The organism is Nocardia sp. NBC_00565, from assembly GCF_036345915.1.
Lineage (GTDB): Bacteria > Actinomycetota > Actinomycetes > Mycobacteriales > Mycobacteriaceae > Nocardia.
Genome location: NZ_CP107785.1, coordinates 9,420,390 through 9,435,479, shown reverse-complemented (window position 1 = coordinate 9,435,479; position 15,090 = coordinate 9,420,390). Strand labels below are relative to the sequence as shown.

The window sequence follows — 15,090 nt, the reverse complement described above, 5'->3', positions numbered from 1 at the left end:
CTACCGCATGTCGAGGCGATGCGGCGTGGAACCGCCTACCAGGTGCAGGTGAACGGCGATCGGCCCCAATGCGATCTCCGTTCTCTTGGCCCGGAGTTCGCTGACGGAACCCCGGACAGCTTCTTCGAGCAGTTCCAGCGCCGCGAGGGTAGAGGCCGCAACATCTCAACGGCATGTCCTCTCCTCCGAACGCCTGCCATAAAGGTAAGGAGAGACGAGTCGGTAGCACAGGTGGCCGTTGGCAAAAGACTTACTAGATTCGGCAATCCTCAATCGCGGCAACCGTCAGCGGGCGAGCCGCAGTGACCGGTAAGCCCGAGGACTGACGCCCTTCCAGCGACGGAAGGCGAGGCCCAAGCCGACGGGATTGCCCAGTGCCGCGGTGAGGTTGGCGATGACCGCCAGCTCCTGGTCGGCCCTCACCTCGAAGGCGGGGTCGACGAGCTGCTCAGCTCGTAGCCCTGTGCCGCGAAGACACACTTCGGCCGAGACGCCGTGGTCAGCACCTTGGCGGATCAGGTAGAGCGTGCCCGTGGGCGTGCGCGGGACATCCCGATGCACTGCGCGACTCCATTCGAACGACGACCGACGCCATTGCCGAATCTAGTAAATCTTCTGCCGAGAGTCACCTGTTCCCACGGTTTACAGACTCCTAAATTGAATCAAACCTGACCAGAACGGAAGAAGAACCATGGGACACAGCAAACCGCCTGCCGGTCCGTCAGTGACGATCATCGGCTCCGGCTTCGCTGGCCTTGGCATGGCCATCAAGCTCAAAGAGGCCGGCTACCACGACATCACGATTTTCGAGAAGGCCGACGACGTCGGGGGCTGTTGGAGAGACAACACCTACCCCGGTGCCGCCTGCGACGTGCCTTCGCACCTGTACTCGTTCTCGTTCGAGCCGAAATCCAACTGGTCGCGCCGGTTCGCTCCGCAGTCGGAGATACTCGAGTACCTCCGGCACTGCGCCCGCAAATACGATGTACTGCCCCACATCCGCTTCAACACCGAGGTCGTCGGAGCCACCTTCGATGAGCTGTCGAGCCAGTGGACCGTCGAGCTGTCCGATGGTAGTACGCACACGTCGACGCTGCTCATCCCAGCCACCGGTCAACTGAACCGACCGGCTTACCCTCGCATCCCCGGCATCGACACGTTTGCCGGGGAAATGTTTCACTCGGCCAGGTGGAACCACGACTACGATCTGACCGGCAAGCGCGTTGCAGTGGTCGGCACCGGAGCGTCAGCCATTCAGTTCGTGCCGCAGATCGCTCCCCGGGTCGCCGAGCTCACCCTCTTCCAACGCGCCGCCCCGCACGTTCTCCCCAAGCCGGATTACAGCTACCCCCGCTTGATTCGTGCGGTCTTCAATCGCATCCCCGCGCTACAACGACTCTCGCGCTTGGCAACCTACTGGCAACTGGAGCCGCGCGCTCTGGCCTTCACCAAGTTTCCCCAGCTGATGGCGCCAACGGAATACCAGTTCCGTAAGCGCCTTCGCCGCCAGATCACCGATCAGGCGCTGCTGGAAAAGCTCACCCCCGCGGACCCGATCGGCTGCAAGCGCATTCTGATCTCCAACGACTACTACGACGCGACAGTCCGTGCGAACGTGGAGGTGGTCACCTCGGCGATCACCGAGATCCGCCCAGGGGGGGTGGTCACGGCTGAGGGACGGGTCCACGAGGTCGACGCCATCATCCTGGGTACCGGCTTCCAAGCGACAGACATGCTCGCGCCCATGCATATCACCGGCCGCGGTGGCCGCGCACTGCGCGACGAGTGGGCCGAGGGCGCCGAAGCCTATCTCGGCATCTCGGTTGCCCAGTTCCCGAACCTTTTCATTCTCTATGGCCCCAATACGGGTTTGGGGCACACCTCGGTCATCTTGATGCATGAAGCCCAGATCAACTATGTGATACAGGCCATCGCAATGCTCGCAAAAGGCGACGTCGGTGCGCTCGAGGTGCGGGGCGACGTTCAGCAACGCTTCAATGAGGAGATTCAGGAGCGTATCCAGGCGAGTGTCTGGGACCAAGGCTGCACGAGCTGGTTGAAAACCGAATCCGGTAAGAATCCCACGACCTGGCCCGGCTTCACCTTTTCCTACTTCGCCCGCACTCGTCGCTTGAATCTGGACGACTACCTCATCGAGCCCACCGCCAACCCCGTCGTTGTCGGCGCGGGCGATCCAATATGACTTCGTCGCTGAACCACAGCAGGGCCTTCGCAACTACGACGGCCTCAGCACCAGAACCGGCCCGATTCGTGAACGCCGAGCGGCGAAAGACAGAGAGAAACGACCGATGAGCCTAGCGACCCACAGACGCCTGACCCGACTGCAAAGGATCGAACGGGCAATCGCTCTGGCGATCCCGCACCGCGCTTTCGGGTTGCTCGGACGGAATTCGCCCATCAATGCCGACGGTGACCGACTTGCGTCCGAGGCAGCAGGGGTCCTGCGTATTCTGAACAGGCTCCCTGGCGCCGACTTCTCCGACAAGCCCATCGAGCAGGCCCGCGAGCAGGTAGAAGACGAGGCAGCCGTCTTCGCCGACACCTTCGCGCCGTTCGCCGTCGTAGAAGACCTCCATATTCCCAGTTTCGCCGGATCCATCCCCGCCACGCGCTACCGCGCGCACGCCGGGGCACCCCGCGGACTCATCGTCTTCTTCCACGGTGGCGGTTGGGTCCTCGGCAGCCGCGCCTATATCGACTCCGCGGTCCGCTTCCTGGCGGTGCACACCGGGGCGGACGTGCTCTCGGTCGACTACCGCCTCGCCCCCGAGCATCCGTTCCCTGCCGCGATCGACGACGGACTGGCTGCCTGGGACTTCGCGGTCGAGCATGCCGCCGGCTGGGGAATCGACCCCGACCGCATCGTCGTTGCCGGAGACAGTGCGGGTGGCAACATCAGCGCGACTCTCAGCCAATTGCTCCGCGGTCACGCCCACCCGCCCCGCATGCAGGCACTTCTCTTCCCGGCGCTGGACCTGTCGACCGAGCACCCCTCGTATGAGGAGTTCGCCGACGGTTACTACCTCACTCGCAAGAAAATGCGCTGGTTCAAGGACCACTACCTCGCCAAGCCGGACGATGCCCTGGACCACCGGGCCTCACCCCTGCTCTGCGATGACCTCACCGGCCTTCCGCCCGCCTATATCGCCGTCGCGGGATTCGACCCGTTACGTGACGAAGGCATCGCCTACGCCGCACGACTCAAAGAGGCCGGCGTGCCCGTCACCCTGCATCGCGCCCCCGGGCTCATCCACGCCTACATCTATGTCACCGCACTCAGCCCCGGCGCACGAGCATCGACACTTCATGCGGCCGCGGCGATCGTCGCGGCACTCGACGCTCCGTAGGCCGGGCAGAACGTCTCGAACCCATCGATCCGTGAGGAAGGAACTTCAATGCGTTATCCCCCGTCGCTGACACGCCGACGGCTCCTCGTTGGAACCACCACCAGTGCGCTGGCCGCATTCCTTGCAGTTCGTATGCGCTCGAGCGCTCCGGCAATTCCGAGCGACAAGCGGACGCCCTGGGAGCCGATTCAGTTCGACCGGGCAAGTCCTCCGGTTCCGGTGGTCGAACACGTCGTGAAGAGTGCGGATGGGACTCCGATCGCGGTGCAGGAATACGGGCAACCGCGCGGGACGGCACCGACGTTGGTCATGCTGCACGGGTACCCCAACAGTCACGCGGTGTGGTTCCCGATCCTGCCGTGGCTCGTTGACGAGTTTCATGTGCTCACCTACGACATGCGCGGTGTGGGTAATTCTGGAAAACCAGACGACGTGGACTCGTATGTTCTCGACCGGCTCGACGAAGATTTCAGCGCGGTGGTCGACAACTTTGCCCCGGATGAGCGGGTCCACTACATCGGGCATGATTTCGGTGGCGTCATCGGGTGGGACCTGCTGACGAAGCCGGAATTGGCCTCGCGGATAGCATCCTTCACCACATTCGGGGCTCCGTCGTTCGACATGTTCGGCGCCTGGTTCAGGAGGCATGTAGCGTTTGCAGATCAGCCGTTCGGATTGCTGGATATCCTCAATCAGATGATACGGATCCCAGAGTTCTGGGGGTTCGCAGCCAAGCCGGTCGTCGCCGCAACGTGGGCACGCATACCGCGCTCTACGAGCATCTTCGATCAGGCCGTCAGATGGCTCCACAAGATGTCGAACGAGCCGCGTGAAGCCAATCACCCCAACGATGACGGCTATCATGCCGGACTCGCGTACACCGCCAATTTCTCAGATCGTGTGATGAACCCGCGGTACACCAGCCTCCCAGCGGGAACCCCTCCCGTGCAGACCCTGGAAGGTGTCTACGATCGGTTCTTCTCCAACGAGTTTCAAGCTTCGATGGATTCATTTGGAATTCCCATCGAGAGGCGTCTCTACAACGCCGGCCACTGGGGAATTGCAACTACAGCCAACGACCAGATCGCAAACCTGATCAGATCATGGGTCCGAATCAATTCAGACAGTTGACCTCGATTTTTCTTGCGTCTGCCGTGCCGGCACACCGTCTTGCCGATGATCCACTGCAAGACGCGCGGATCCCGCCGACTATTGTCGCGGGAGTCTTGGACATCGCCGAGCAGCGCGGCACCAATACCGAGCCCTGGCTTGCCGGCACCGGATTGACCCGTGGCCAGATCGATCTGCCGGGGACGCGATTGTCGTTCCGTCAGGCAACGACCATTCTGCGACGGGCCCTGCGTGCCTTGCCCGCAGGGCCCGTCGGAATGCGCGTCGGCACCCGTGACGTGCTGTTGTCCTGGGGCCTGGTCGGCTTCGCCGTTCGATCCTCCAGCTCCGGCGCAGAGGCGATGGCGGTCGGCGTACGCCTACACCAGGCGGCTGGGAGCCTGGTGAACTACGAAATCGAATACAGCACAGACGAATTCGAAATAAGGCTGTTAGAGCGCAGCCCGGATGCCGAGCTGCTGCCCTTCTTGAGCGAAGAGGCCTGCGCGTCGATCGTCGCGTTGCTGCGTGCGGCGTTCGGCAGCCAACTCCGGCCGAAGCGGATGGAATTCGCCTACCCGGCGCCCACATACGCCGACGTCTACCGTCGGTACTTCCAATGTCCGATTCAGTTCGGCGCGCAACACGTGCGCATGTGGTTCGACACCGAACTACTGGACCGCCCGATTCCGACCGCCAACCCCGCCCAATTCGCGATCGCCGTCGAGGCGGCACGTCAGTTGGCCGACGCGGAAGGCCATGGCCCCGACACGGTGGCCGCTGTCGTAGGCGTACTACGGGAGAATCTGCGACACCCGGTGACAATGGCGCAAACCGCCGACCGGCTGGCGATCAGTGAGCGTACTTTGCACCGGCGGCTGACCGAGGCCGGTCTGAAGTTCGGTGAGATTCGTGACCGGGTCCGTATGCAGCGTGCGACGGTACTGTTGCGTGAATCCAACATCCCGGTCGCCACTGTCGCCACCGAGGTCGGATTCAGCGACAGCCGCCAGTTCCGCCGCGCGTACCAACGCTGGACCGGGAAGTCCCCCAGCACCGAACGCGCGTCGGCAAGACGCTGACCCTCGAGATACCGGGGCCGAACCCGCCTCCGAAGGACAAACCCGCTGCTAGCGGTCGTCTAGGCACGTGGCACGCGGCTAGATTTCGCCACATTGGCAGTGTCCGCAATGGTGGAGGCACCGATTGCTCCGACATCGTCGGACTTCTGATCGAGGGCGAAGGCGCTTGTCACCGAGCCGGCCGACTCCCTTACCCCCGGAACGTAGGTTGCCGTTCGAACTTTGCCGCCCGCTTCGCATCTCGTAGGTAACCACCACACCCCGAGAGGATCGGACGGTCCAGATCAATCCGAATCTGCGCCTCCAAGCCGAGACACACACCCGCGGCCTCCATGGAGTTCCGCTCCTACGGGGGCTGCAGGAGCAACTCTTCCAATAGCCTCCGGAAGATAACGATGCTCTCCTCGGCTCGGCGCGTCGGCACCAGAATCGCTCGAGGCCCTTCGACGAAGTTGGTTGCACTGGCGCGCCTGACCTGATCGGTGAGGGAATGAGCTGCCTGCTCGTAGTCTGCGGATGCGCCACACCGAAGCCGGCGGCAACTGGGCCGATGGTGAACTCGCCTACCTTTATGTGTTGGCGAATTGGTCAACGCGAGGCTACTGGATCGGACGCGGTCGGCATTCTGGAGACGCTGTTGCGCGTCGGTCGTGCGCTGCTCGCCGAACTCTCCGCTGCATGTGTGAGACGGCGACTCGTCAACGAGCCGGTGCACACCCACCTGCGACGTCACCGGTACCAAACCGCTCGAGCTCGTAGGTGCCTCGATGTTCACATGCGCAGTTCGCTTCGGCGATCCGCATCGAAGCAGAGCGTATTTCAGACTTCACACTTGTTCGCATCCGGTCGATTCTTTCGCACCATTGGTCGTGCAGGATTCTCCAGTCTTCGGCGGCGGTGTGGATCCACCTCTCTTCCAGCTCCGCCGCAGCCAAAGCCGGTTTCTCCCTCTCGACTTCGTTCTCACCGTGTGCGGCGCGGTCGACCAGTTCGGTCCAGCGATTGAAATCCTGATGTAGTGCGTTTTCGACTGTCTTGTGCATTGCCAGCTCCTTTGGTGACGGTAGTTATCTTGTGGATCGGTTTCTTGATCTAGGAAGATGGGGTTCGGGTTCCGGCAGCGCGGCCGGACAGCACGGCCCTGGGGCCAAGAGCCGCTGAGGCTCGCCGATGCAACAGTTCTGGTGTTATGGGGACGCTCAGCTCTGCGGCGACGTCACGCAATCGCGCGGCTATCGTGACGGACCGCGATGTCGCAGGGGTCTCAACGTCCTCGTTGCGGTGACGGACGGAAGACTGCAGATCGCGAGTCGATTGCGGATTTTCTGCTTGCTGACCTCGCGGGCAGATTGCCGGATGTACGGTCGCTTCGACCGAGTATCCGCAGGGCTACCGACCTTCCGGCCGTCCATTTTCATTTCAGTTTGGTCACAGTTTACGCACGATCAGTTAACGGTGCATAGAGGAAACGCGGAAATTTCATAGGAAATCGCAGGTGCGCCTGCATTTCGCCACTCATCCAGGGAGTTTGCGGCCCGGTGTCGGAGTCCGAGCAGACGAGAAGTGGCCTGTGCAGCAGGTGTAGGCGCAGCAACCGCCAGAGACGTGGCGGCTCGCGGCGCCGTTGCAGTGGAACCAGATGCCGCAGAACACCGCCGCGCACCTCGGGTCACACGGGCTCGTCGGTATCGGTGCGCACCCGCGGTCCGGTCACAACCCGGCACGGCAAACAACACCCACGACTAGATGATCCACACACCGCAACAGCAGTCGCCGAGAAGGCGCGGCACCCGAACAGACACGGCAGTCGACCCTCCACGCCACCGCTTCATTCAGCTATTCAGCCCGCACAAGCCAAAACCGTTAGAGCGCAACCAAATACGAGGATCTCGCCATCCTCCTCGATCCCGCGCTCGGCTCACTCACCCATCGACACTGATTTCCCATGCATCGAAGCGCTCCAGAGCTGCCGCGAACAACGGTGTCGTGCCTTCCGGAAACGAGTACCCGACGACCTTGGAGGCGCTATGGGGGTAGCGCTGGGCTTGGATGAGCCGTTTCTCGGGGAGCCGCGTCTCGCGCTGGCCCGCGACGTTCAGGGACTGGGTCATGTCGTGCAAAGTCTCTCGGCCGGTGAGCTCGCACAGCCGGTTAACGGTTGCTGTGCCGCCCTCGGCGGCAAGTGCTCGCACCAGACCGAGCGACGCAGAAGTCGCACCTTGAAGGATCCCGACGATCAGGTCGACGTCCCAGACAACCCATTCGACCTCACGCCCCCACCCGACGTTGACCCGCGCCGTCAGCGGATCAGACCCAGGAAGTGGTGGCGCCTCGCTCTCGTCGTCGGCAGCAGCGGCAGCGGCAACTCCGGGCGCGAGTCGCTCGGCGAGCGCTACTTGGGCGGCAAGTAATCCGAGCTGAACTCGCAACTCGGGCGCGATGTCGCTACCTTCCAGGTCGCGGGCAGCCGAATGTAGCTGAGCGCGTGCGAATTCGAGCGCATCGAAACTCCCTGGAGCGGTCACACCGATCAGACTATCGACATAACCGGATCGTGCTGCCCGAAAATCCGCTCCATTCGCCGACCGCATCATGCACACGCCCATCCGGAACTCGCCCAGGCGGACCCCGATGTACGGCACGGTCAAGTGGAGCCGATAGGAAGGCACACGTCAGCCCGTTGCCCAGCAACGGAGTTTCTCTGGGTTGCGCACCACCCAGATGTGCCTGATCCGTCCACCTCTGACGTCAAACGCGAACACTGTCACCGTGACGCCGTCTTGCTGAGCGACCGCACAAGCATCGAATGAGAACCCTCGCGCATTCTGCAGAGCAGACTGATCACAGTGCCCGGTTGCTCGGAACCGGGCGGCGCCCCGACGACCGAATGAGTTCGGCCGCAGCGCACGGACACGCTCGGGCGGGTTAGGCCGCGCGGACCGGGGGACTGCTCGACGTCCGGCTGGGGCGGCACCGTGCGGGATCCCCGCCGTCACTCCTTCCTAATTCCTGGTCACCTCGAGTTCTACACTGCCCCGGTTGTTGTCGTAGAAGCTCCAGGCGTCGTTGGCGAAGGCGTACAGGTACCCGGAGTGGCATATCCGCTGGTTGGTTCCCGCGCCGATGGCGATGCGCTGGTGGAGGGCCTGCGCACCGTCGAGCGGGATCGCGTCATTGGCGACGACGCCGATCAGCGACATCCATGGCATGCCTTCGTCCCGGCGGGTCAGCAGGAAGTTGGCCCTCGGGTTGCGGGTCACGCGCTGGAACAACCGCTCGCCCTGACCGACCAGCGTGGCGGCCAAGCGCAAAACCTCGCCGGGTCGGAAGCGGTGCCAGCCGGTGGTGCCGGCGGGCCCGGACGCGATGTTGAGATCCGTCCACCGACCCGCCGCAGCGAAGGTGTAGTCACCGGCTTCGAGGTAGAGGCCCGTCCAGTTCCACGGATCACGGGCGGACACGCTGACCGTGCTGGACTCACCTGGTGCGAGTGTCCGCGTGCGCCGGTACGGGCCGCTGGTGATCGGTGGAGTCTGGTGACGCTTATACACCGACCGGTGCAGCAAGGTGTTGTTCCCGTCCTTGTCGATCACCGGGGCGGCGCGGGGTCGCGGCTCGCAAATAGACTCCAGTAGCGGGCGGACAAGGGGTTCGTACAACGGCTCGAGCAAGCCGTAGACGCCTTGGTTGTCATCGTGCAGCGTGCCGAGCGCGTCGGGCCGTATCTGGTCCTCGACCTCCTTGCTGAATTCGAGTCCGATCGCGGCGCGTGACTCGTCGATCATCCATTTCAGCGCGCCGTCGCTCAGGCCCGTCTCCGGGTGGCCGCCACCCACATCCAGGTGGCTGCCCGGGAACCACACTTGCTTGATGTCCTGGTTCGGCGCCGGGTCCGACCACAACGTCGGAGTGAACGGCCCCCGCTGCTCGTCGAGCGCCACCGCGTGGCGACCGTGGCGCACAGCCGGATTGAGCCGCACATCGTGGAAGGCATGCCGGCGGGCGGGGTCCAACAGGTTGAGCCAGCCCAGGTTGTCCGGGATACCCAGCGCTCCGACGGTGTCCCACACTCCGATGAAGTCCACCGGAATCGCATCGGCCTGCTCCGGGTCGTAGGTGAATCGGAGAGTGTCGCGCCACCCTCGATCGGCGTCCCGCCGCTGGCGGTAACGCCGCTGGTACACATGCCGGATCTGACGCCAGACCTCGTCTTCGTCCGAGCACGTGGTATCGATCAGCCCGCACGCCGCGATCAGCCCGGCGAGGCTGCGTGCGGTGTAGGCGCCGCGACTGAAACCGAACAGCGCGATTCTGTCCCCAGGCCGGTAGGTGGTGGTGAGCCAGTGGTAGGCGTCCATCACGTTGCTCGACAACCCGACCCCGGCGACTCCTCCCAACAGCCAGCCGGCCAGACCACCGCTCTCGGTCCCGACTCCGGGCCGGTACCGCCTCAGCTGTTCCTCCCCGTCCTTCGTGGTATCGGCGAGGGCGTTGTAGAAACGGCGCACATTCGTCACCGCCAACTGGCCCAGCGTGTTCCAAGTGCCATCGCAGCACATGACGAGCCGACGCATCATTGCACCTCCTGGTACGCAGATGATTCCGGTGGAGTGGTGTGAACGGTTGTGGATCCTTGCCGCCGCCACTGTTGGATCCCCATCTATTGGCGACAAACCCGAAAGACCGGTCTGTTCATCCTGCTCTGACGAATGCGCGGTTGTCACTGGTCGTTAAGCATCGAAACAGCTTGCGCTGCGATCGGCTCATCCCATCTCAGCGACAAACGGTGACTCCGCGACGATAGCTGGGTAGCATCAATCCGCTAGCTCGAGCTGCAATATCTATGATGACGTGGCCACATTCCCTGCCTGTCCGATATTTGCGGACAGATCTGTGACGAGCGCCCAGCCCCACCTGGATGTGAAAACCGAGCCACCCGGAAACGTTTTTTCCGCATCGCGTCACACCCACCGCGTTGAGTCGCGAACTGGAGGAGCGTGATCACTAACGGTAGGCCTTGGCTCTGCCGGTTCCCGAGCGGTTGAATCGCCGGTCCTCCTGATAGCTACCCACACCGGACTTCCACCGGCGGGCGACGACGCGCTCACGAAACCAGCGAGCAATCACTCACCCTCTGAGCACGCAAGGAGCGACAGATATGACCTCTGTGATCGATCCGAATGCAGTGCCGGCAGAAGAGAATACGGTCGACATCGATTCAGCGAAGCTCGACGCCGCACGGTCGAAATGGGCTGTCGAGGCAGGGCTGTCGTCTGCGACCGACCCGGCCGGCGCCGGGGTCGCCCTCCTCGAACCGGAGGCAGAGCAAGAGCCGCCTACGACACTCGAGCGCGACGAAGCTGCGAGGCGCACAGAGCAACGAGCCGGCCTTCTCGTTCAAAAGGTCAGCGGTCGATATCGTTCGCCGATCACAGGTTTCCAGCTCGAACTGCGAGTCGACGTGGACGGCAACACACCGCTCGGCAAGTTGAGTGGTGACTACTACACCATTTCCGGCGGCGTGACCTCGTACTTCGGTTCATGGACCGTCGATGCCACCACCATTTCGGCCACTCCAACACAGGTCATCATCAGGGGCACCGCTCGCCAGACTTGGTCCACGACGTTCACGGTGGCCACAGTCAGCATTCCCCGAACCACGATCCTCCAGCCGCCGGCTCCAGCGACCCTGCGCTGGAGCACCCCCAGCGGGGCAATCGGAGCAACATATGTCTGCGGCCACGAGTCGTCCGCGTTCCGGACGGTGGCACTGGAACAGGACATCGAGTCCGGAGTGCCTTCGTTCACCAGCTACAACACCGGTTCGCTGCCCAGCGGTGGACCGGCTCGGGCGCTCTCCACCGCGGGCGCCTACCTGGAGGCCGGTATCCAAATCCTCGGGACCGGCCGCGACAACATCATCGCGACACCGGCGAACCATGTCTGGAACAATGCAAGCCTGCACCACGCGATGGAGACACATTTTTCACGGTTCCGTGACGTCCCCCAGTTCAAGGTGTGGTTATTGCACGCAATGAGGCACTCATTCGGCACCGGCCTTCGCGGAATCATGTTCGACCAGCAGGGCCCGCAACGGCAAGGGTGTGCCAGTTTCTACCAGGCGATCTCGGCATCGACCGCGCAGAATTTGCGCGAACAGCTCTATGTCAACGTCCATGAGCTCGGGCATTGTTTCAACCTTTTCCATTCCTTCCACAAAGACAGCATGAGTCCCCCGCTCCCGAAGCGGCTGGGCGCTCTGTCTTGGATGAACTACCCGGGCAATTACCAGCCGGGAGGATCCGCCCCCGGAGGCGAAGCCGCATTCTGGGGCGCCTTCCCGTTCCAGTTCGACAGGCTCGAACTGGCGCATCTGCGGCACGGCTTCCGAAACGAAGTCATCATGGGCGGCAACCCGTTCGGCACCGGCGCTGCCATGGAGAACCAGAATTTGGCGATCGGCGAGCCCACGTCCACGAGTTTGCGGCTCGACATCGCAGCAGTGCCCGCCCATCCCATGCTCGGGACGCCCGTGGTCTTGGAGATCCGGCTCACGTCCCAGTCCGAGCAGTACGTCCACACCTCCGAACAACTGCACCCCAAGTTCGGTGTTGTCACAGTGTTGATCGACCGTCCTCGCGGCGATCGCTTCGTGCACCGGCCACCGGTGTCGGCGTGCGCAGAGCCGGAACTGGTGCCCGTGCACGCTGGTGACAACGTGGCGGTGAGCGCCTACGTCGGCTATGACGCCGTGGTCGGGCAGGTATTCGAGGATCCGGGCACGTATCACGTGCAGGCGGTATACGCGACGCCCGATGGCAACGAGGTGGTCTCGCCGCGACAGACCATCCGGATCGGTGCACCCCGCACTCGCGAGGAGGACGACGTTGCCGAACTCCTGCTCACCAACGATGTGGGCATGGTGCTCACCCTGAAGGGCACCGACTCCGAGTACCTCGCCGCCGGAACGGCGGCCCTCGAAACGGTTCTCGAAAAACACCCCAAGAATCCCAACGCCGTCTACGCGGACTTTGCGCTCGGCATCAACGCGGCACGGGAGTTCACACGGGTTGCACCCGACGGCACCGTCGATGTGCGGCCCCGCGACATGGAGCGCGCGGAGAAGCATCTGTCGGCGGTCATCAGCGCGTCCAAGGGCGACAAGGGCATCGACGACCTCACGGTCCTGGATGTCATGTCGCGGCTCGCCGCGAGCTATCGCATCGAGGGCGATACTGCTGCCGCAAACCGGACAAGCGAGGATGCGGTCAAGCTCGCTCGCTCGAAGCATCTACCCGCGCACATCGCCGACGGACTGAAGAAGTGAATTGAGGTGAGGATCCGGTGCAACCCAAAGAATCCGATCAAGGTCTGAAACTCGAGATCGGCGAAGGATTCGAGGACGACAACCTGCGGGTTCTGGTGGACGGTCGTGAGGTCTGGCACGGAGCCGGCCTCACGACCAACTACTCGGTCGGTCTGGCCGACGTTGTCGACGTGCCGGTCGAAAAGACCGGACCTGTCTCTGTCGAGGTGTTGTCGCGCCGCGGCGGGTCGGCTTCGTACAGTGTCGACCTCACCGCCGGGACCGGAATTCGGCTGCGGTGCCAGCTCGATCCGACCAGCGAGCACCTCGAACTAGGTCCCGCTCCGACGGCGCCCTTGTTCTGAAGTTCGTCCCAGATCTGGTATTCAGCACCACATTCCGTCAGCGTGCCAGTTCATCCAGAGTCGCCAGGAACCAGTCGCGACCAAGCGCCGTGCTAAAGCCCTGCTCGACCAAGACCTCGGCGAGGGTGGCGCACTCCGGCGGGATGTGGCCGTTGGCTCCCGGGAATCCGACCGCGCACTCGCTGATGCAGGCCATGCCGTTGGTGGTGTGGTTGCGGCCGGTGAGCAGACAGGAGCGCCCGCCGGATGAGGAATTCCGGCGTTGCGGGGGTCACACTCGGATCGCAGACCTGAACCTTCGTCAGCGCTGGAAAGTGGGACGGTATGAGCGGAGCGGCGAACGAGCTACACAGTGATCATGGTCCGGATTCGAACCGCACATCCGACCCCGGTGCCAGCAAATCGCCGATCGAGCCATCAGCACCAGGCGGACACGAGCAGATGGTGTGGATCGAGGGCGGCACGTTCACCATGGGTTCGGACAGCCACTACCCCGAGGAGGCACCGACCCACCGGGTGTCGGTCGCCGGATTCTGGATCGACCCGCATCCGGTGACGAATACCGAATTCGCTCTGTTCGTCTCCCGCACCCGCTACGTCACTGCCGCCGAGCGCATACCGACTGCCGCCGAATATCCCGACGCCGATCCGACCCGGCTGGTCGCGGGGTCATCGGTGTTCATCAAGCCGGATCGTCCGGTGCGCCTGGACCGGCCCTATCAGTGGTGGCATTGGGTTCCCGGTGCGGATTGGCGACATCCACAGGGCCCGGGTACCTCCATCCGGAAGCGACCCGATCACCCGGTGGTGCACATCGCCTGGGACGACGTCGCGGCATACGCCGACTGGGCGGGTAAGGACGTGCCGACGGAGGCCGAGTGGGAGTACGCCTGCCGAGGGGGTTTGGATCGCGCCGAGTTCGCGTGGGGCGACGAATTCGAGCCGGGAAACACGGTGATGGCCAATACCTGGCATGGCGAATTCCCACACCACAACACGCGGGTGGACCGATTCGAAGGAACGTCACCGGTGGGGTCCTTCCCGGCGAATGGATACGGCCTGATGGATATGGTCGGCAATGCGTGGGAGTGGACCCAGGACTGGTACACCGCCCACCAGGGCCAAGCGCATGGCTGCTGCGTCGCCGTCGATCCGCGGGGCGGCCCGGAAGAAGACAGCCGCGACCGTGCACAGCCGCACATCGGCCGCCGCGTCATCAAGGGTGGCTCGCATCTGTGTGCCCCGAACTACTGCCAGCGATACCGGCCGGCCGCCCGAATGGCCCAGGCTGTCGACACATCGACCTCCCACCTGGGATTCCGGTTGATCGTTCGACGGTGAATCGATCCGGATCGGCGAACCGGTTCCGCGTCACTCGGGTACGCACTCGACATCCGAGGATAGAGCCCGAGCCGGACGCCTGGTACGGCCGACGAACGGTATCGACGAGGAGAAAGGATGACATGGTTCGTGGGATATCTCGACCATCGCGTCCTTGCCCTTGTTCTTGATCGTGCTGGCGCTCGCCCAAGCCGAAACGGTTGCGAATACGCCATGCCGTCGCGCTGCCTCGGGCGATCTCCCTTGCTTCGGTCGAGTTCACTGCAGGCGGTTCGACGGGAGGCTGCCCGGCATCCGGCATTGCACATTGCCCCGCTGAGCAACATCGCACAAGCGAGTCCCGTTATGCTGCGCGGATATGCGCGGATGAGTACTATGCAACGCGTTACTCAAAAGCTGCTCTGGGGCAACAGATTTGGCGCATAGCGGGCGCTCCGGCAGGATGTTCGACGATCGCATCACGGCGTGCTCGACGGGAGTTCAGAAGATGTCAAAACCGTACCGCCTGAACGATTCGG

The 15,090-nt window shown here is 63.4% G+C and carries 11 protein-coding genes; 7 read left to right on the top strand and 4 right to left on the bottom strand.

The genetic code is table 11. The features are described from left to right. Window positions 1–285: 285 nt before the first annotated feature. Window positions 286–561 (bottom strand): AraC family transcriptional regulator ligand-binding domain-containing protein, encoded by a 276-nt coding sequence (locus tag OG874_RS43330; protein WP_330252812.1) that lies wholly within the window; start codon window positions 559–561, stop codon window positions 286–288. Window positions 562–724: 163 nt separating this feature from the next. Between OG874_RS43330 and OG874_RS43325 the strand changes: the two genes are divergently transcribed. From OG874_RS43325 to OG874_RS43310, 4 genes are all read left to right on the top strand, one after another. After that, the gene (locus tag OG874_RS43325) at window positions 725–2,203 is read left to right on the top strand and encodes a flavin-containing monooxygenase (RefSeq protein WP_330252811.1); all 1,479 of its coding nucleotides are present in this window, start codon (window positions 725–727) and stop codon (window positions 2,201–2,203) included. A 106-nt stretch (window positions 2,204–2,309) separates the two neighbouring features. Next, a complete protein-coding gene (locus tag OG874_RS43320; RefSeq protein WP_330252810.1) occupies window positions 2,310–3,368 on the top strand; it encodes an alpha/beta hydrolase in 1,059 nt (352 codons plus the stop codon). Between the two features lie 48 nt (window positions 3,369–3,416). Further along, the gene (locus OG874_RS43315) at window positions 3,417–4,499 is read left to right on the top strand and encodes an alpha/beta fold hydrolase (protein WP_330252809.1); all 1,083 of its coding nucleotides are present in this window, start codon (window positions 3,417–3,419) and stop codon (window positions 4,497–4,499) included. 23 nt (window positions 4,500–4,522) lie between these two features. Beyond that, window positions 4,523–5,560 carry an AraC family transcriptional regulator gene (locus OG874_RS43310; RefSeq protein ID WP_330252808.1) on the top strand — a complete coding sequence of 346 codons (1,038 nt, stop codon included), beginning with the start codon at window positions 4,523–4,525 and terminating at the stop codon, window positions 5,558–5,560. Window positions 5,561–6,258: 698 nt separating this feature from the next. Here OG874_RS43310 and OG874_RS43305 read toward each other — a convergent pair. The 3 genes from OG874_RS43305 to OG874_RS43295 all read right to left on the bottom strand — a co-directional run bounded on the left by OG874_RS43305 (window position 6,259) and on the right by OG874_RS43295 (window position 10,137). Then, window positions 6,259–6,603 (bottom strand): hypothetical protein, encoded by a 345-nt coding sequence (locus OG874_RS43305; RefSeq protein ID WP_330252807.1) that lies wholly within the window; start codon window positions 6,601–6,603, stop codon window positions 6,259–6,261. An 879-nt stretch (window positions 6,604–7,482) separates the two neighbouring features. Next, window positions 7,483–8,085, bottom strand: a complete 603-nt coding sequence (locus OG874_RS43300; protein WP_330252806.1) for a hypothetical protein — start codon at window positions 8,083–8,085, stop codon at window positions 7,483–7,485. Window positions 8,086–8,562: 477 nt separating this feature from the next. Next, window positions 8,563–10,137 (bottom strand): DUF2235 domain-containing protein, encoded by a 1,575-nt coding sequence (locus OG874_RS43295; RefSeq protein ID WP_330252805.1) that lies wholly within the window; start codon window positions 10,135–10,137, stop codon window positions 8,563–8,565. An 884-nt stretch (window positions 10,138–11,021) separates the two neighbouring features. Between OG874_RS43295 and OG874_RS43290 the strand changes: the two genes are divergently transcribed. From OG874_RS43290 to OG874_RS43280, 3 genes are all read left to right on the top strand, one after another. Further along, the gene (locus OG874_RS43290; RefSeq protein ID WP_330252804.1) at window positions 11,022–12,887 is read left to right on the top strand and encodes a hypothetical protein; all 1,866 of its coding nucleotides are present in this window, start codon (window positions 11,022–11,024) and stop codon (window positions 12,885–12,887) included. Between the two features lie 17 nt (window positions 12,888–12,904). Continuing rightward, a complete protein-coding gene (locus OG874_RS43285) occupies window positions 12,905–13,231 on the top strand; it encodes a hypothetical protein (RefSeq protein WP_330252803.1) in 327 nt (108 codons plus the stop codon). A gap of 441 nt (window positions 13,232–13,672) precedes the next feature. Then, a complete protein-coding gene (locus tag OG874_RS43280; RefSeq protein WP_330252802.1) occupies window positions 13,673–14,572 on the top strand; it encodes a formylglycine-generating enzyme family protein in 900 nt (299 codons plus the stop codon). The last annotated feature ends 518 nt before the right edge of the window (window positions 14,573–15,090 follow it).

Bases quoted from the DNA above. Each gene is read 5' to 3' on its own strand.
- OG874_RS43295 (WP_330252805.1), bottom strand. From the start codon at position 10,137: ATGATGCGTCGGCTCGTCATGTGCTGCGATGGCACTTGGAACACGCTG.
- OG874_RS43315 (WP_330252809.1), top strand. From the start codon at position 3,417: ATGCGTTATCCCCCGTCGCTGACACGCCGACGGCTCCTCGTTGGAACC.
- OG874_RS43305 (WP_330252807.1), bottom strand. From the start codon at position 6,603: ATGCACAAGACAGTCGAAAACGCACTACATCAGGATTTCAATCGCTGG.
- OG874_RS43280 (WP_330252802.1), top strand. From the start codon at position 13,673: ATGGTGTGGATCGAGGGCGGCACGTTCACCATGGGTTCGGACAGCCAC.
- OG874_RS43320 (WP_330252810.1), top strand. From the start codon at position 2,310: ATGAGCCTAGCGACCCACAGACGCCTGACCCGACTGCAAAGGATCGAA.